Raw genomic sequence first — 17476 nt, forward strand, 5'->3', positions numbered from 1 at the left:
GCCAAGCCTCTACATTTCGAATCTCTGCCTGTCAGAATCCCAGTAAAAAGATCCCGCTCTTGCAGAATGAAAGCAGTTTCGGTCTCATCTCGGCGGCTATCATCCGAATATTCTTCTCTAAAATGCTCACCCACATATATTTTCAGAATATTACTACTATAATTATCGCACTTTATGAAACCGTTTTCAACATTAAACTTTGTTTTTTTTAAGTTTTTTTGTGACTAGTTACATCTTTAATAGCTCGTCTGCCGCTCCCAACGCTGCCACAGCTCCGTCAGCAGCAGCAGTCACAATCTGCCGTACCCCTTTGGTTCTCAAATCCCCTGCTATAAAAACACCCGGCACATTAGTACGACAATCTTCTCCAGCAATTACATAGCCTTCCTGAGTCAATTCCACCTGTCCTTCCAAAAAACTGCTGTCAGCTTCATATCCAATGGCAACAAAAACCGCACTGGTCCGTAGGATCTCCCCATTATCCAGCACCGCTTCTTCAACAACCGTTTCGCCTTGAATCTCAGCTACATTGACACCATACATCACCGATATATTGTCTTTTTTCTCCACTCCGGATTTGAGCGTTTCTTCTCCATTTAAACTGTCCTTGCGGCAGACAATGGTAATATGATTGCAGTAGGCTGCCATATACAGGGCATCTTCCATAGCCGTATTACCTCCGCCCACCACGACCACATCCTTATCGGTGAAAAAGCGCCCGTCGCAGATGGCGCAGTAGGAAACGCCTTTTCCAGCCAGCTCATCTTCACCTGGGCAGCCCAGCTTTCTCCTCTTGAGTCCGGCCGCGATAATCAGTTTTTGTGCCTGATATTGATTGGCTCCCGTCTCTATGATTTTATGCTCCGCATCGATTTTTTTAACTTCTTCCAGTTTGATTACGCCGCCCAAAGAGGTCAGCTGCTCATACATTTTTTCCGCAAAATCCGGCCCTGTTACCGATGGTACGGCGGGATAATTTTCAATCTCCGCCGAAAGAATGGTCTGTCCGCCAAAGGAAGCTTTATCGAATATCAAAGTTTTCAATCCCGAGCGAATCGCATAAATGCCTGCGGAAAGCCCGGCTGGTCCCGCACCTATAATAATCACATCATACATTGTTTTTTCCTCCTCATTCATCCCTTGTGTTTTTTATTATACCCATTACCAAAAACTTTTAACGTTTTTCTGCCTTGACATTCTAATCGCCTTCTGTTAATATTGTTAGAGTTCTAACAAAAGGAACAAATTTTATGAAAAATATAGGCAAAATGATTCATGTCATTGATGTGAAATTAAAGAGAAAAATCGACCGTCTTGCAGACGAATACAATCTGACGTTAATCCAGTTCATCGCTATGGAGCATATTTTTATAGCCTCCAAAAAGGGAGATGTATTCCAGCGTGATCTGGAAGCGGCATTGGATGTGCGGCGCTCAACTATTTCCAATGTGTTGGGAATTCTGGAGAACAAAGGATACATTCGCCGGGAAAGCGTTGCCTGCGATGCACGGCTGAAAAAATTGGTTCTAACTTCGGCCGGCGAGTCTACCTTCATTGAGTTTGAACAAAGGCTGGCTCAGGATGAAGCACAGGATTTTCAGGTATTTACAGATGACGAGATGGAAACACTGCTGCGTCTTTTAAAACGCTTGTCCGAAACGATTAAATGAATGTACTTGCAGATACATTCATTTTCTTTTCATTGATATAGTTCGATATCTAACTTATTTATAAAGGGGGAATTTTTAAAATGTCTGATGCAACACTTCAAAAAACCGAAAATAAAATGGGGATTATGCCCGTTAACAAATTACTGATTACTATGGCTCTGCCGATGATTATTTCCATGTTGGTGCAAGCCCTGTATAATGTAGTGGATAGTATCTTCGTAGCCATGATCAACGAGAACGCTTTGACCGCCGTGTCCCTGGCCTTTCCCATCCAGAATCTGCTCATCGCTGTGGGCAGCGGGGTAGGCGTGGGCATCAATGCACTACTTTCCAGAGCTCTGGGGCAGAGGGATCAGCCGAGAGTCAATAAAGTAGCCATGCAGGGGCTTTTACTCATCGCTATCTGTTATTTGGTGTTTCTGCTCTTTTCCTTTACCGGGGTCAACATCTTCATGAGGGCCCAGACAGATATTGCCCAGATCCTCGATTACGGAAACATCTACCTGCAGATCTGCTGCGCCATGTCCTTCGGGCTCTTCTTTCAGTTCACCTTTGAGCGTCTCCTTCAATCCACCGGACGTACCTTTTATACCATGATCACACAGGGTATCGGTGCTGTTATCAATATCATCCTTGATCCGATCCTGATCTTCGGTCTTTTGGGAATGCCGAAAATGGGAGTGGCCGGGGCTGCTCTAGCTACGGTTTTAGGGCAGATCGCAGCTGCCTGCCTTGCTTTGTTTTTTAATTATAAGAAAAACCATGATGTTACGCTGAGCTTCAGCTGTCTTCGCCCGGACCGGCACATTCTCTTCAGTATCTTGTACATTGGAATTCCGTCTATTTTGATGATGGCTATAAGTTCGGTCATGACCTTCGGCCTCAACAAAATCCTGATTGCGTTCAGTTCCACAGCTGTGGCGGTTTTCGGGGTCTACTTTAAACTTCAAAGCTTTGTCTTCATGCCCATTTTCGGCCTCAACAACGGCATGGTACCCATCGTCGCTTATAATTACGGCGCCGGTAAAGAAGACCGTATTCATCGCACCATTCGCTACGCGGCCTGTTATGCCATCGGCATCATGTGCCTGGGGGTAATCCTCTTTCAGGCTATACCCGGCCCGCTGCTCCATTTGTTCAGCGCGTCTGAGCATATGATGTCCATGGGCATTCCGGCCCTGCGGATCATTTCCATCCATTTTGTATTCGCCGGATTTTCCATCATCGCCAGTTCCGTATGCCAGGCACTGGGGATGAGCGTATACAGTTTGATCGTATCCCTGATCCGCCAGCTGATCGTGCTGCTGCCGGCCGCTTATTTGCTCTCCCTGTCGGGAAATATCAATGCGGTATGGTGGGCCTTCCCCATCGCCGAACTGGTATCCGTCTTATTGTGCGCACTCTTCCTGAAGAAAACATTGGCAAAGGTCAAGCGCTCTCTCCATGGATAGCTCCAAAATAAAAACAGCGGATATGCCGTTCTCCGGCATGCCCGCTGTTTTCTTTTTTACTGATTTACAGCTTCGTCTTCCCAACTGAGGATTTCGCCGGAAACCGCATCGATTTCAAAATCGTATTCCCGGTTGTTATAGACGATTTCACCCTCGTATTCCTGACGGCCATCGTCTTTGTCCAGCTTGAATTTGGTAATATGGGATTCCTTGGCGCCCTCAACTTTCTTAAGGGCAATTACCTTGGCCTTCTGTTCACCGATCAGATTCTGCTGGCTTTCAGAAGTCGCCGCTTGTGTAGTCTGTTCGCTGGAAGGCGGCTGGGTCTGCTGGGCAGCTTTATCGTCGTCTCCGGAAGAGCATCCGGCAATCATCAATACTGCTACAACCGCAGCTAACAGCAATGTAACTTTTTTTCTCATAATTCCATCTCCTCTCTTGCTTCTATTGTGTACCATTATGGTACATTCTATAAATGAAAGGAGCATTAAAATTTTCTTTTATTTTGCGCCGGTCAAATCAGAAGCCAGATCGAGCAGAAACTGTGCTCCCAGAATCAAATCTTCCTTTTTGGTATCTTCCTCTGGTACGTGACTTCTGCCGCCAATACTGGGTACAAAGATCATTCCTGTTCTAGCATGGTTTGCGATCATACAGGCATCGTGTACCGCGCCGCTGTCCATCACTTGATGAGGAATTCTTTTCTTTTCCGCCAGCCCTTTCATAGTCTCAATCAGCCCAGTGTCAAGGCTGAGGGGCTTGGATGACGATGTTCTTGTTATCTGGCAGTCCACGCCTCTTTGGCTGCAAATTTCTTTGAACGCTGCTATAATGTGTTCCATATAGGTCTGAATTTTTTTGTTGTCCCGATCCCTGACCTCCAGCGTAAACCATGCTTTTTCCGGAATCACGTTACTGCAATCCGGCTCCGCGTGGATTCGTCCCACGGTCACCACGCTTGTCCCATCGGGCCCGACCATCTCTTCTGCGGCCAGAATGCACTGGGCGGCTGCGCAAAGGGCATCTTTGCGATCGACCATAGGCGTTGCTCCCGCATGGTTTCCCACGCCTTTTATTTCAACCTCAATGACCTGCATGCCGAAAATAACATCAACGATGCCAAGAGGCAGGCCCTTTCTCTCCAATACCGGGCCCTGCTCAATATGCAGCTCCAGCATAGCTTCAATTTGGGCGAAATCCCATTGGACAGCTTCAAGCTCCGTCGGGGAAGGGTCACCCAAAATGGTTCTCAAGGAAACGCCCTGGTCGTTCTTCAACTTGTCCAGATCCGGGCCGCTGTAGCTGCCGATAATAAATTTGCTGCCGGTCATGGTGGAGCCGAAGTTGGATCCCTCTTCCTCGGCAAAGATCACCAGTTCCAGATTGCGGTTAAGCTGGCAGTCCTTCAAAGCCCGCAGAACCGCAAGTCCTCCTGTGACGCCGTAGATTCCGTCCAGCCAGCCGCCGTTTCTCACTGTGTCCACATGGGATCCAATTACGACCCGCTTGCACTCCGGCTTGTTCTGGGGCATATGAATGCGTACGTTTTTCAGCGCGTCCGTTTCGATCCGGCAGCCCAGAGCCTTTGCCTGTTCAAAGAGATATTCCCTGGCCTTTTTATCCTGCGTCCCATAAGAAAATCTGGTAACGCCGCTGCCTGGCGTATCGGTAAAGTCCCTCAATACAAGCAGGTCCTGCAGCAGTCGCTTCCCATCAATCTTCATAAGCTGCGCCATAAGGTTTTCCAGGCACGAATCTGCCCTGTCCTTTCTGTCCCACATAGGTGCCGTTATCGACGATCTTCATGCCTCTGAGGAATACGGTCTCCGGACGGCCTTTCTGCTCGAATCCTTCGAATGGGCTGTAATCAACGCCTTCCAGGTTATTTTGGGCGCTCATGATTCCCCGGTATTCCGGATCAAAGACAACCAGGTCGGCATCGTAGCCCACATCGATGTGGCCTTTGGTTTCCAAACCGTTGATTTTCGCCGGCATGGTGGAGAAGAGATCGACCAGTCTTGTTCTGGAAATTTTTCCTTCGCAAACGCCGTAGGTCCAGAGAATGTTCAGCCGGTTCTGCAGGCTCGGTGCTCCGTTGGGGATATCGGCAAAGGACTTGCCTTCGCCAAAGCCCATATGTTTTTGCTCTGCGAAGTCAAAGCCGCAGTGGTCGGAGCTGATGGCGTTGAGCCATTTTCTGTCCACAGCCTGCCATAGCGCCTGACGATGCTCCGCCGTACGCAGTGCCGGCGAACAGACATATTTTGCTCCTTCAAAGTTGGGCCGCGCCAGATCTTCCGTATCCAGCACCAGATAGTGGGAGCAGGTTTCTCCGAAGACAGCTTGTCCCCGATTATATGCCTGTTTGATTTCCTCCAGCGCTTCCTTACAAGTTACGTGGACCACATAAAGCGGTGCTCCCGCCAGCTCGGCCAGATAGATGGCTCTTCTGGTGGCTTCCGCTTCTACAACCGGTGGTCTGGACACAGCATGGTAGTACGGCTCCGTCTTTCCTTCCGCGATGAGCTGTTTGGTGAGGACATCGATCATATCCGCGTTTTCCGCATGGACCATGATTGTAACGCCGGCCTCTTTTCCCTTGCGCAGCGCCTTTAAAATGGCATCGTCATCCGCATGGAAGAACATGCCTTTATATGCCATGAACAGTTTCATAGTCGGATATCCCGCTTCTGCCAGCTTGGGAATCTCTTCGATCACTTCGTCTCTTGGATCGGTCATAACGCTGTGAAAACCGTAGTCCACCATGGCGATCCCATCGGCGTCGGAAGCCTTGTATGCTTCCAGGGTTTCGATCAGCCCTTTTCCTTTTTCCTGATTAACGAATTCAATTAAGGTGGTGGTTCCGCCTACCGCGGCAGCGTTGGAGGTCTCGAAGCCCCGCACTTTACTGCCATTGTAGGTAAAGGAGAAATGTACATGCTGGTCAACTCCTCCGGGCAGAACATATTTACCGGTAGCGTCGACAACTTCGTCATCCGGCCGATGCCCCAGCTTGGCGCCGATGGCAATGATCTTTCCGCCGGCTATATACACGTCGCCTTTGAATTCATTTTCTGCAGTAACGATCGTCCCGTTCTTAATTAATACTCCCATAGTCGGTTCCTCCTTTTTCATCATAATCATATTTTATCATGGAATTTTTAAGAAAGGTAGCGTTTTCTAAAAATTCCAAAAAAAGAGAGGTCCTGATGATCTCAGTTTTTTGCCTCCTTTACCGCTAATTCCACCAGGCAGTGCATTGGGCCCCGCAAGTTTGCTGCTTCTATGAGTCCGGCCAGCTTCCTGCTGCTGATGTTCCGGCCATTTTCCAGCCACAGGGTGAGCATTCCGATTTGGGCGCTGGCAATGTATTCCATCTGCCTTCTTTTCTTTTGATGCTGCTATTGGGATACGGCATTTTTGTCTGTATCGGCATGTGCATCGGCATTTATATCAAGTCAACGCTGACTGCTTTTCTGATATCCCTAGTCACTGCTCTGACGCTATGGGTCGGGGGGCGGCGGCTTTGGCTCCCTCTCGTATTTTGGGAGCGTGGCAAATCTCTTGGGCGATATCAACCCTGTGACCTATGCCATCGAAATCGTGCGCTGGTGCTATTTTAACGGCACAATCGACCGGACCGCGGATTTTGGAGCCTTATGTCTTTCCTTTATTCTGGCATTTGTGCTGATTACGATTTCCTACATCAGATGAATCCGCAGCGAGGAGGTGGAAAGATGAAACTGTTTACTGCTGAATTTAAAAAATTATTGCTGCTTTTCAGGGCGGATCCAAAGTCCATCGCAGCAGGTGTCATTGCGCCAACCATCATCCTGATCATATTTGCCCTGACCTTTGGGAACTTTTCATCCCTCAGGCTGGCTTATGTAAATGAAGATCCCGGCACATACGGAAAAGTACTTGAAAAATCCATTTTCAGCCAAATTTCACCATTGGGAGACAAACCATATTTTGAAGAAGTCAAAGAGGGTCGTGAAGCGGCCATGGACTTGTATCAACAGGGAAAGGTCAACGGTGTGGTCCTTGTGAGCGGAGATTTCAGCGGCAAATTGGAAGGCGGCGGCAACGCGGATATTTCCTATTTCTTTAATAACTACAATTCGGATATGGCAAAGAACCTGCGCTTATATCTCAACGAAGGAATTCTGGACTTTTACCGGGCCACGGATAAAAATCTGCAAGTGGAAGTGGAAGAAATCCTCAATGTGGAAACCCAGTTGGATTGGTTTCATATTATTGCGGTGGCGGTATTCCTCCTTGCCTTTTTATTAGGGTCCATGTTCAATGTTTTGTATTTGCTGTACAAGGAAAAAACCTACAATACCTTGTTTGAATATCAATTGTCGCCCCGAAGCATAATGACCGCGGCCGTGATCTTATGGTTTCTTTCCGGTGCGACAGGCTCCATTAAATATACCACCGGCCTGTTGAAAAGCGCTGCCCTCTGCATTCCAAACACCTATGGATTAAGCCAGATCAGAGGCGAAGTTTTTTCCATGGATCCGTCGGTCTGCGGCATGCTGAGTTTTCGGGAAGGCTGGCTGATTATGATTGGGTATCTGGTAGTATCTGTGTTCGCCGCAGCTTACGTGTATCGAAAAAGGCTTGCCTGTGTGGTCAAATAAAAAAATTTACAAAAAAGCCCGGCAATAAACTTGCCGGGCCCTCCACTTAAACGATCTCTTTTATTCCGCGTCCTCAACCGTAACTTTTTTCATCACCTGCGGTTCAGCCGGCTTATCGTTAAAACCGGTTTTCACGCTGACAATTTTGTCGGCCGCTTCCATACCTTCGGTAATCTTGCCGAAAGCCGCATACTGGCCGTCCAGGTGGGGCGCAGGGGCTACCATGATAAAGAACTGGGAACCCGCCGAGTTGGGATCCATGGCTCTGGCCATGGACAGAACGCCCCGCTCATGGGCCAGATCATTGGTAAAGCCGTTGCCTGTAAATTCTCCCTTAATGGTGTACCCGGGACCGCCCATACCTGTTCCGTCCGGGCAGCCGCCCTGGATCATGAAGCCGGGAATGACCCTGTGGAAGGTCAGTCCGTCATAGAATCCTTCTCCCGCCAGCTTTTCAAAGTTGGCAACTGTTTCCGGCGCCACGTCAGGATAAAGTTCACCCTTCATCACATCGCCGTTTTCCATTTCAATTTTTACAAGTTTCATATTCATTCTCCTTTATCAACTCGGTCCGCGGGCAGCCAAGGCCCGCCTTATCAAGTTCTTATTTTAAAAGCATTATAGCCATAATAATCTTCTTCCAGGAATCTCCACAGCTCATCTTTCAGGTACTCCGGATACAGCACCTCCAAATGGCACATTTCTTCCCGGGACATAAAGCGCACTTCTCTCAGCACCTGTGAGTTTTCATCGAATTCCGGGTCAGATCCCAGTTCTAAATTGCCTCCCACCAGCTGGGCCAGAAAGAAATTGACAAAGCGCTGGCCCCGTTTTTCCGAAACCTCTTCCACATGCCAGATCAGTTTTCCCATCTCCACCTGCAGGCCGGTTTCTTCCAGGACTTCCCGCACACCGGCCTGGCTGGAGGTCTCTCCTTCTTCAATGCCGCCGCCGGGCACCATCCAGATGTCCCTGCCTTCGTGATGCTGCCGCACCATGAGAACTCGTTTTTGATCATCCAGTATAATTACTCTTACGCCGCCTACCCACATACTACTGCTCCTACTACTGCCATTAAAATCGTAATTTTAATGGGACTCACTTTGAACTTCCCCGCCAGAATCAAGGTCACCGCAAAAATGACGCAGGGAATCGGATTGATATAAGATCCGGGATTTGTAAATATTTTTGTGGAAAAGAGTTCCCCATTGACCAGTGAAGTTTCGGCCACAAAGATGGCTGCCGCCCCAATGAGCCCCACCGTTACCGGCCGAATGCCCAGGAACGCACCTTCCAGCCCTTTGCTTTCTTTGAACTTTTCCATAAACTTCATGACGATCAGAATCAGCACGAAGGAAGGCAGGCACACGCCCAGGGTAGCGATCATCGCTCCCGGAAGGCCCGCGTAGTTAAGGCCCACGTAAGTGGCCGCGTTAACGGCGATGGGACCGGGCGTTACTTGGGAAAGGGCCACCAAGTTGGAAAATTCATGAGCCGACATGATCCCGAAATCCTGGACGCTCTGAAAGATCAAAGGCAGCATGGCGAGCCCGCCGCCAAAGCTGAACAAACCGATGCGAAAGAACATGGAAAACAGATACGCATAAATCATTTTTCTGCCCTCCTGTGTTCACGGATAATCAGATAGAGAATTCCGGCTGCCGCTCCGGCAATAATCGCCCAAAGAGCGGTGATTCGAAATATTGCGATGGCCGCAAAGGCTGCGATCGCCGCGATCCAGGTAAAGGGATCCTTTAAAACCTGTTTCCCCAGCCTGCAGGCCGATACGATGACCAGGCCGCAGACAGCCGCTTTGATTCCCGTAAAGGCTCCGTCTATATATTTGTTTTGCCCGACCGTACCCAGCAGCGTCACTACGAGGACAATAATCAGAAAGGACGGCAGAATCACGCCCAGGGTCGCTGCCAATGAACCTGTAATCCCATAGCGGCGTCTGCCGATGTAGGTGGCGCTGTTGATGGCGATCACACCGGGCATGGCTTGGCTGACCGCCAGACAATCGATCATATCCTCAGCATCCATCCATTTTTTATCCTCTACCGCCACCTTCTGAATCAATGGCAGCATAGCCATTCCGCCGCCGATGGTGAAAAGGCCGATCTTAAAAAATTCCCAGAAGAGACTTGCGTGTTCTTTAATTGCCGTCTTTTTGCTCTTCGTCATCACTTTCCTCAATCCGTTTTACTTTTGCCAAATGCCAGTTCATTTTAATGGCGATCAGCCGCACTGCAAGGGTCACGCCAAAGCAGATATACATGGCCAGGCGAACCTGATTCAGATAATAGTAAGCCCCCATGAAGGCGGCTGCCCCGATGATGCACGCCACCGCATAGACTTCTTTTCTGAACACAAAAGGAATCCTTTTGGCGAAAACATCCCGCAGAATGCCGCCGCCGGTTCCTGTGAGCACCGCTAAGGTTATGACCACGAAAGGCGTATAGACTTCATGGACCAAAGCGGCCTCAGCGCCGATGGCGGTAAAGGCAGCCAGACCGATGGCATCAAAAAACAAAACAATGTGCTGATGTCTGACAAATTTTTTATAGAACAGAATCACCACTGCCGCAGTACCGATGCTGATGAGCACGTACAGCGGGTTTGCCAACGCCAAAGGCAGAGGCAGATTAATGAGGATATCCCGCAGAATGCCGCCGCCCACCGATGTGATAATCGCTAGAAAAGCGATTCCGTAATAGTCCAGCTCTTTTTCAATGGCAACCAGGGCCCCGGAAACAGCAAATGCTACAGTACCGATGATCTCCATCAAAGAAAGAAACTCCATTTATTTCTCCTTGTTCACGATTTCGATTGCCCGCTGAACTCCTTCTTCCGCGGAAATCTCTTCCTTGTCTGCATCTCTTCTCAACTTATATTCGATCATGCCGTCTGCTGCGCCTCTTCCTACGGTGATCCGAACCGGAATACCCAGAAGATCCGCATCTTTAAATTTGACGCCGGGGCGTTCTTTCCGATCATCCAGCAGCACTTCCACCCCTGCGGCTTCCAATTCGCCGCTGATGCGTTCCGCCAGCTCCATCTGTGTCTCATCGTTTTCTTTCATCACGGTGATGATCACATGATAAGGAGCGACGGACATGGGCCAGATAATTCCATTTTCATCGTGATGCTGTTCGACAACGGCCGCCAGGGTTCTGGTCACGCCGATGCCGTAGCAGCCCATTACAATCAGCTGATCCTGCTGGTTCTCGTCTTTATAAGTAGCGCCCATGGACTCGCTGTACTTGGTTCCCAGTTTAAAAACCTGGCCCACCTCAATACCGCGGGCATGTTTGATCGGCGCACCGCATACCGGGCATGGATCGCCCGCTTTCAGGGTCTTGATATCGGTTATGATATCCGCTTTATAATCTCTGCCATAGTTGACGTTTTTCAAATGGTGATCCACTTTGCAGGCACCGGCGCAGAGGTTCTTCAGCCCCGGCAGCTCACTGTCAACGACAATGGTACAATCGTGAAGCTTTGTCGGTCCGGTAAATCCGCCTACGCAGCCCGTGGCATCACCCATTTTTTCCTCGTCTGCAAACTCAATCGAATGCTCCGGAATCTTGAGTGCGTTGATCAGCTTGGTCATGTTCAGTTCTCTGTCTCCTCTGACAAACGCTGCCACATAACCGTTTTCTTTTCCCTCTTCATCATAGGTAACAAAGAGCAGAGCCTTGATGGTCTCCTCCTGTTTGATGCCTAGAAAATCGGCCACTTCTTCAATGGTCTTGGTTCCCGGGGTATGAACTTCTTCCATGGGCAGCTCCGTTTCCGAGAAAGCCGGCGCATCCACACATGCAGCTCGTTCCACGGTCGCTGCCATCTGGCATTTTTCACAGTAAGCGATCTCGCTTTCGCCCACCTCGGAGAGAGCCGTGAATTCATGGGAATTGCTTCCGCCGATGGCTCCCGTATCCGCTTCAACCGGACGGAAGGTCAGGCCGCAGCGGGTGAAAATTTTCTCATAAGCTTCATACATCTCTTCATAGCTTTTATCGAGTCCCGCCTGGTCCTTATCAAAGGAATAGGCGTCCTTCATGATGAATTCTCTGCTTCTCATCAGTCCGAAACGAGGGCGGGCTTCATCCCGGTATTTGGTCTGAATCTGGTATAAATTCAGAGGCAGCTGACGGTAGGAAGAAACATCGCTGCGTATGATATCCGTAAAGATTTCTTCATGGGTCGGCCCCAGACAAAAGTCCCTGCCGTTGCGGTCTTTCAGTCTCCAAAGCTCCGGTCCATAGGCGTACCATCTGCCGGATTCTTCCCAGAGTTCGGCCGGCTGTACGGCCGACATATGGATTTCCTGTCCTCCGGCCCGATCCATCTCTTGGCGTATAATCTCTTCTATTTTACGAAGGGATCTCCATCCAAGAGGCATAAACCCGTAGACACCGGAAACCAGTTTGCGTATCATACCGGTTCGAAGCAGCAGAATATGGCTCGGTATTTCGGCCTCGTTGGGTACTTCTCTCAAGGTTTTCAAATGCATGTTCGATAGTCTCATTTTCTTGCGTTATCTCCTTTTTGTGTTATCTATAAAGCAGGCAGACCGCCTGCGCCGCAATGCCTTCTTCCCGTCCGACAAACCCCAGCTTTTCGGTGGTCGTCCCTTTGATGTTTATCTTGCTTTTGTCGATTTCCAGCGCTTCCCCAATCTTTTCGGTCATATCGTCAATGTACGATTTGATCTTGGGACGCTCCGCCATCACGGTAATGTCCACATTGCTGATCCCGTAGAATTCCTCGTCGATGAGCTTTTTCACCTTTTCCAGGAGTCTCATACTGGAAATGTCCTTATATTGGGGATCGTTATCGGGAAAGTGTCTGCCGATATCTCCCAGAGCGGCAGCGCCCAACAGGGCGTCCATCAAAGCGTGAATCAGCACATCCGCATCCGAATGGCCAAGCAGCCCCTTTTCAAAGGGAATCTCAACGCCGCCCAGGATCAAGGGCCTTCCTTCCGTCAGACGATGCACGTCAAAGCCTGTTCCTATTCTGCTTTCCATAGGCATATCCTCTTTCGTCGTAATTTTTATATTGTCATACTGACCCATCACCAGCTCAACGGGCTGTCCGATCCGTTCCACCAGGCTGGCATCATCCGTACCGTAGTAGCCATCGGAAAATGCCTGCTCATAAGCCTCCATTAAAATGGATTTTTTGAAGCCCTGGGGCGTTTGGACTGAATACAGGTTCTTGCGTTCAACGTTATAGCTGCTCTCGCCTTCACCTCTGCGAATGCTGTTCTTAACCGGGACACAGGCAATGGCAGCGCCTACGCCGGCAGCTGCCTGGACCACATAATCGATGGTTTCCTGACTGACAAAAGGCCTTGCTCCATCATGGACCAGCACGTATTCCACGCCGGGCCGGCAGCGATTTACCTCCTGCAGTGCTTGGTATACGGAATCCTGCCGTTCCTTTCCGCCCTCGACGACGGACACCACCTTATCCAGCCTATAGTCCTCTTTCATTTGCAGGCAGTACGGTATGTAATCCTTATTAGTAACAATAAAAATATAGTCGATATAGGGAGCGCTGCAAAAGGCATGCAGCGTTTTCAGCAAGATCGGTTCGCCTCCAATTTTCAGGTACTGCTTAGGAACGTCGCTGCCCATACGTCTGCCCAGCCCGGCAGCTGCGATAATAGCGGCGATTTTTTTATTGTTGTACATTTGCGGTCTCCTACTATTTTACGCGGGGTTTGGCAAAGATCATTCTTCCGGCTGATGTCTGCAGCACGCTGGTGACTAACACCTTGATCGTCTTTCCGATATAGCGTCTGCCTTCTTCTACGACAATCATCGTTCCGTCGTCCAAATATGCGACGGCCTGGTTGTTCTCTTTTCCTTCTTTTACAAGGAACAGTGTCATTTCTTCTCCCGGCAGTACCACCGGCTTGAGAGTATTTGCCAGTTCATTGATATTCAGCACATCCACGCCCTTAATTCCAGCTACTTTGTTCAGATTAAAATCGTTTGTAACTACCTTGCCGTTCATGATCTGGGCCAGCTTCAAAAGCTTTACGTCCACTTCCGGAATTTCATCCAGAGCTTTTTCTGATGCCGTATTATAAATTTCGATGCCATAATCGCCTTGAATTTTATTTAGGATGTCCAACCCGCGGCGTCCGCGATTTCGTTTCAATGAATCCGATGAATCGGCAATGTGCCGCAGCTCAACGAGTACAAATTCAGGAATTACAATCGGTCCTTCAATGAATCCGGTCTTCATAATATCGGCGATCCTGCCGTCGATAATCACGCTGGTATCAAAAATCTTGGGCGTAGCATCATGCTTCCCCTTGCCCTTTCCTCCCGAGCTTCCAGCTTTTTTGGATGTGAACCAGGCTGCACGGATGTCCGGCCCCTTTCTGGTGGCAATGACAACGCCTAAAAATCCCAAGACAAAATAGGTAATAATGTTCAAAACCACATCCAGGATCGGGTTCATAACTCCCACGTAAATTCTGCTGATCAGGTAGGCAATAATTAATCCTGCGATCAGTCCTACCGTGCCCATGACAATATCATTGGTAGAAATTTTCTGCAGATCCGTCTCAATGTTATCTGCAACCTTGCTGCTCTGTTTTCCCAGCGTAGGTGTCAACCTGAAAAATATTAATCCAAAGATAAGTACGAATAAAGCAGCCACGCAGAGTTCCTGCGTGCTGGACAGGTTGATTTTTTCCCCGTAATCGGACAGTCCAACTAGAAACTTAGCCAATAAAAATACACCATAGCCTACTATGGCGCCTACGATCGAAAAAACAACTCGCATTAATTTTTTCAGCATCCCTTCACCTCCTTTCCCCATATTCGGTTACATGTTCGGTATAGCCTCTTTGTTCACAAGCGGCCCGCAGGCCTTATTAACGGAGCCTGTAGATTATACAGCTTCGTCAATAAGAACGTCGGCCTTGGCCGTATCCATGCCCCCTGCCAGAACCATTTCGCTCAGCAGGATCTGTCTTGCATTGGTAAGCATCTTTTTCTCTCCCGTAGACAGCTTTTTCTTTCGGTCCGTACGAGTCAGGTTTCTTACAACCTCTGCTACCTCGACCGCGTTACCGGTCTTTAATTTTTCCATGTTTTCGCGGTACCGCCGATTCCAGTTATGCGGCATTTCTGAAGATACGTCGGCCAATACGGAAAGAATCGTCTGGATCTCTTCCGCACTGATGATATATCTTACGCCAATCTCATCACTGGTATCCACCGGTATCATGATCTTCATGTCACCGCAAGGCACATTCAGGACATAGTACTCTCTGTGTTCGCCCAGGATTTCTTTTTCTTCGATTTTCTCGATGATCCCGGCACCATGCATTGGATATACAATTTTATCACCTATGGTATACATACTACTTACCTCCAGTCTATACCTAATATTAAGTATAAGTCACCTTTTACAGGTATGTCAAGTAAATAAATTGTTAATTTTATCATAAGGATTTTTGACTGTCAACTAAAAATTTAATCAAAATTTCCAGATGTTTTAAAATAATTATGATACAATAACTACATACCTATCACACAAAAGTCACATAATGACGCTATTGTGTAGAATAGGAATTCAGAATCGGGGAGGAGACTGTCTATGTCAAAAATTTTAGTTGTGGATGATGAACAGAAAATACGAGAGGTTATTCGAGAATACTCGGAATTCAACGGATTTGAGGTTACAGAGGCCGCTGACGGTATGACTGCTGTGGGTCTTTGCAAGCTCAACGATTATGATTTGATCATCATGGATATCATGATGCCCAAGCTTGACGGATTCACCGCCTGCAAGGAGATCAAAAAGATTAAGGATATTCCTATTATCATGCTTTCCGCCAGAAGCGAGGAGTACGATAAGTTGTTCGGCTTTGAGCTGGGGATCGACGATTACGTGGTCAAACCCTTCAGCCCCAAGGAACTGATGGCCAGGGTCAATGCCGTGCTTTCAAGACGTCAGGGCGGCTCTCAGACACAGCCCCAGGTTTTGGAATTTGAGGGGCTATGCATTAACATCGCGGCCAGAACCGTCACCGTGGACGGGGAAAAAATTGAATTGACGCCTAAGGAATATGACCTTTTGTTCTATCTGGTGGAGAACAGAAACATTGCCCTGTCCAGGGACAAACTGCTGTCCGACATTTGGGGATACGACTTTTTCGGCGATGACCGCACCATCGACACCCACATCAAAAATCTCAGAAACAATCTTGGAAAATATCGTGACTACATCGTCACGCTCAGGGGAGTAGGTTATAAATTTGAAGTTTAAGATCGATGTAAACAGTATAAAATTTAAAGTATGTTTATACTTTATCATATTTGCCGTTTTGCTCATGCTGGTGCTCTGGTTCCTGCAGGTTTTATTTCTCAACACCTTCTATGTGACCATGAAAAAGGCCAAGACAGAAAAAGTGGTCACCACCATTGAGGAGGCGTATGAAAAGGATGATTTGAGCGCCTTTTATACCAATATGAACAATTTGGCTGATTCGGTGGATATGACCATCTATATCACCCAACTAGGCGGCGCGCCGTTTTTTGCTTCCTTCCGCGATAATTATCCCCGGGATTACAGCTACGAAATGCAGCGGGTGCGGGAAGAGATGGAGCTGAAACATCAGACTTCCGTTCAGCTTCCCATCGGCAAAGGAAAAGATTCCAAAAGAATGCTGGCCTGCGGAACATTACTTTTAGCCGAGGCTGACAAGCCGGATTTAATTGCCTATGTGTTTTCTCCGCTGTGGCCGGTTTCGACCACCATCGAAATATTGACCAACCAGCTGGCCTACGTCACCGCCATATCTCTGGCCCTGGCCCTGATCCTAGCCATCTACCTGGCCACCCGTATCACTACGCCGATCCGGAATATTACCAATTCAGCCGGAAAACTGGCTCAGGGACAATACGGCGTCGTTTTCAAAGGGGGCCACTATACGGAACTGAACAATCTGGCGGACACGCTGACCCGGGCTTCCATTGAACTGGAAAAGTCGACGATGCTCCAGAAGGATTTGATCGCCAACGTTTCCCACGATCTGCGGACTCCGCTGACCATGGTCAAGTCTTATGCGGAAATGATCCGCGATCTTTCCGGAGACAATCCCAAAAAAAGAAACGCCCACCTCCAGGTCATCATCGACGAGGCGGACAGGCTAAACCTTTTGGTAAACGACATGCTGACCTTATCGAGAATGCAGTCGGGCGCTATTGTCATCAAGAAAACCCATTTTAACATCAAGGAAGCAGTGGAAGGCATTCTGCTGTCCTACAAGCTTCTGATGGAGGAAGACGGCTATAACATTAATTTGGACTGCCGCGGCGACATTCTGGTGGATGCGGATCCGGAAAGGATGAAACAGGTATTCTCCAATCTGATCAACAACGCGCTCAAGTTCTGCGGAGAAGATAAAACCGTCAATGTAGTTATTAAAAAACGAGGCCGCCACGTACTATGCCAGGTGCAGGATCACGGAGTCGGTATCCCGGCGGAAGAACTGCCTCATATCTGGGAACGGTATTATAAAGCCAGCTCCAACATGGTCCGTTCCACCACCGGAACAGGTCTGGGTCTTTCCATCGTAAAGGAAATTCTTTCTCTGCACAAGGCCAATTACGGCGTTGACAGCACTCTGGGAGAAGGAACTTCCTTCTGGTTCGAATTGGATGTGGCCCTCAAATAA

20 protein-coding genes and 1 pseudogene are annotated in these 17476 nt (G+C 48.6%); 6 read left to right on the plus strand and 15 right to left on the minus strand.

Features of this window, described 5'->3' with window-relative positions; genetic code table 11:
- Window positions 1-228 precede the first annotated feature (228 nt).
- Complete coding sequence (locus LG211_RS13200) at window positions 229-1116, minus strand: NAD(P)/FAD-dependent oxidoreductase (RefSeq protein WP_253021009.1); 888 nt, start codon at window positions 1114-1116, stop codon at window positions 229-231.
- A gap of 134 nt (window positions 1117-1250) precedes the next feature.
- Between LG211_RS13200 and LG211_RS13205 the strand changes: the two genes are divergently transcribed.
- Both LG211_RS13205 and LG211_RS13210 read left to right on the plus strand, forming a co-directional pair.
- Window positions 1251-1670 (plus strand): MarR family winged helix-turn-helix transcriptional regulator, encoded by a 420-nt coding sequence (locus LG211_RS13205; RefSeq protein WP_148398429.1) that lies wholly within the window; start codon window positions 1251-1253, stop codon window positions 1668-1670.
- Between the two features lie 80 nt (window positions 1671-1750).
- Entirely contained in the window at window positions 1751-3121 is a 1371-nt protein-coding gene (locus LG211_RS13210; RefSeq protein WP_148398431.1) for an MATE family efflux transporter, read from the plus strand.
- 56 nt (window positions 3122-3177) lie between these two features.
- Here the strand turns inward: LG211_RS13210 and LG211_RS13215 are convergent, their stop codons facing one another.
- The 4 genes from LG211_RS13215 to LG211_RS13230 all read right to left on the minus strand — a co-directional run bounded on the left by LG211_RS13215 (window position 3178) and on the right by LG211_RS13230 (window position 6498).
- Window positions 3178-3543, minus strand: a complete 366-nt coding sequence (locus LG211_RS13215) for a PepSY domain-containing protein (RefSeq protein ID WP_269477723.1) — start codon at window positions 3541-3543, stop codon at window positions 3178-3180.
- A 78-nt stretch (window positions 3544-3621) separates the two neighbouring features.
- Window positions 3622-4857 (minus strand): M20 family metallo-hydrolase, encoded by a 1236-nt coding sequence (locus LG211_RS13220; RefSeq protein WP_269477724.1) that lies wholly within the window; start codon window positions 4855-4857, stop codon window positions 3622-3624.
- Window positions 4835-6235, minus strand: a complete 1401-nt coding sequence (gene hydA / locus LG211_RS13225; protein ID WP_269477725.1) for a dihydropyrimidinase — start codon at window positions 6233-6235, stop codon at window positions 4835-4837. Before hydA ends, LG211_RS13220 begins: the two co-directional genes overlap by 23 nt.
- Window positions 6236-6336: 101 nt before the next feature.
- On the minus strand, window positions 6337-6498 hold the full coding sequence (locus tag LG211_RS13230) for a TetR-like C-terminal domain-containing protein (protein ID WP_269477726.1): 162 nt from the start codon (window positions 6496-6498) through the stop codon (window positions 6337-6339).
- A gap of 187 nt (window positions 6499-6685) precedes the next feature.
- Between LG211_RS13230 and LG211_RS13235 the strand changes: the two genes are divergently transcribed.
- Together LG211_RS13235 and LG211_RS13240 are read left to right on the plus strand one after the other, a co-directional pair.
- A complete protein-coding gene (locus LG211_RS13235; protein ID WP_253021002.1) occupies window positions 6686-6835 on the plus strand; it encodes a hypothetical protein in 150 nt (49 codons plus the stop codon).
- Window positions 6836-6858: 23 nt separating this feature from the next.
- Window positions 6859-7767, plus strand: a complete 909-nt coding sequence (locus LG211_RS13240; protein ID WP_253021001.1) for an ABC transporter permease — start codon at window positions 6859-6861, stop codon at window positions 7765-7767.
- Window positions 7768-7827: 60 nt separating this feature from the next.
- Here LG211_RS13240 and LG211_RS13245 read toward each other — a convergent pair whose 3' ends face one another.
- The 10 genes and pseudogenes from LG211_RS13245 to LG211_RS13285 form a co-directional block, all read right to left on the minus strand.
- Window positions 7828-8313 (minus strand): peptidylprolyl isomerase, encoded by a 486-nt coding sequence (locus LG211_RS13245; protein WP_415270834.1) that lies wholly within the window; start codon window positions 8311-8313, stop codon window positions 7828-7830.
- A 50-nt stretch (window positions 8314-8363) separates the two neighbouring features.
- Window positions 8364-8819, minus strand: coding sequence for an NUDIX domain-containing protein (locus tag LG211_RS13250; RefSeq protein ID WP_148397518.1), 456 nt, complete (start codon window positions 8817-8819; stop codon window positions 8364-8366).
- Window positions 8810-9379 carry a chromate transporter gene (locus LG211_RS13255; RefSeq protein WP_148397519.1) on the minus strand — a complete coding sequence of 190 codons (570 nt, stop codon included), beginning with the start codon at window positions 9377-9379 and terminating at the stop codon, window positions 8810-8812. The genes LG211_RS13250 and LG211_RS13255 overlap by 10 nt, the downstream gene beginning before the upstream one ends.
- Window positions 9376-9951, minus strand: a complete 576-nt coding sequence (locus tag LG211_RS13260; RefSeq protein WP_269477727.1) for a chromate transporter — start codon at window positions 9949-9951, stop codon at window positions 9376-9378. The genes LG211_RS13255 and LG211_RS13260 overlap by 4 nt, the downstream gene beginning before the upstream one ends.
- Window positions 9923-10570 carry a trimeric intracellular cation channel family protein gene (locus tag LG211_RS13265; RefSeq protein ID WP_148397521.1) on the minus strand — a complete coding sequence of 216 codons (648 nt, stop codon included), beginning with the start codon at window positions 10568-10570 and terminating at the stop codon, window positions 9923-9925. Before LG211_RS13265 ends, LG211_RS13260 begins: the two co-directional genes overlap by 29 nt.
- The gene (locus tag LG211_RS13270) at window positions 10571-12298 is read right to left on the minus strand and encodes a proline--tRNA ligase (protein WP_253021000.1); all 1728 of its coding nucleotides are present in this window, start codon (window positions 12296-12298) and stop codon (window positions 10571-10573) included.
- Between the two features lie 25 nt (window positions 12299-12323).
- The gene (gene ispF, locus LG211_RS20245; RefSeq protein WP_465250803.1) at window positions 12324-12806 is read right to left on the minus strand and encodes a 2-C-methyl-D-erythritol 2,4-cyclodiphosphate synthase; all 483 of its coding nucleotides are present in this window, start codon (window positions 12804-12806) and stop codon (window positions 12324-12326) included.
- A gap of 3 nt (window positions 12807-12809) precedes the next feature.
- Window positions 12810-13469: pseudogene (ispD, locus tag LG211_RS20250) on the minus strand (2-C-methyl-D-erythritol 4-phosphate cytidylyltransferase); the annotation flags it as partial.
- Window positions 13470-13482: 13 nt separating this feature from the next.
- Complete coding sequence (locus LG211_RS13280) at window positions 13483-14589, minus strand: PIN/TRAM domain-containing protein (protein ID WP_148397524.1); 1107 nt, start codon at window positions 14587-14589, stop codon at window positions 13483-13485.
- 93 nt (window positions 14590-14682) lie between these two features.
- Window positions 14683-15156, minus strand: coding sequence for a CarD family transcriptional regulator (locus tag LG211_RS13285; RefSeq protein ID WP_148397525.1), 474 nt, complete (start codon window positions 15154-15156; stop codon window positions 14683-14685).
- A gap of 237 nt (window positions 15157-15393) precedes the next feature.
- Here LG211_RS13285 and LG211_RS13290 point away from each other — a divergent pair, with 237 nt between their 5' ends.
- Window positions 15394-16065: a response regulator transcription factor gene (locus LG211_RS13290; RefSeq protein ID WP_148397526.1), complete on the plus strand. Its 672-nt coding sequence runs from the start codon at window positions 15394-15396 to the stop codon at window positions 16063-16065.
- Complete coding sequence (locus LG211_RS13295) at window positions 16055-17476, plus strand: sensor histidine kinase (RefSeq protein WP_148397527.1); 1422 nt, start codon at window positions 16055-16057, stop codon at window positions 17474-17476. Before LG211_RS13290 ends, LG211_RS13295 begins: the two co-directional genes overlap by 11 nt.

The organism is Hominibacterium faecale (assembly GCF_020734085.1).
Lineage (GTDB): Bacteria > Bacillota > Clostridia > Peptostreptococcales > Anaerovoracaceae > Hominibacterium > Hominibacterium faecale.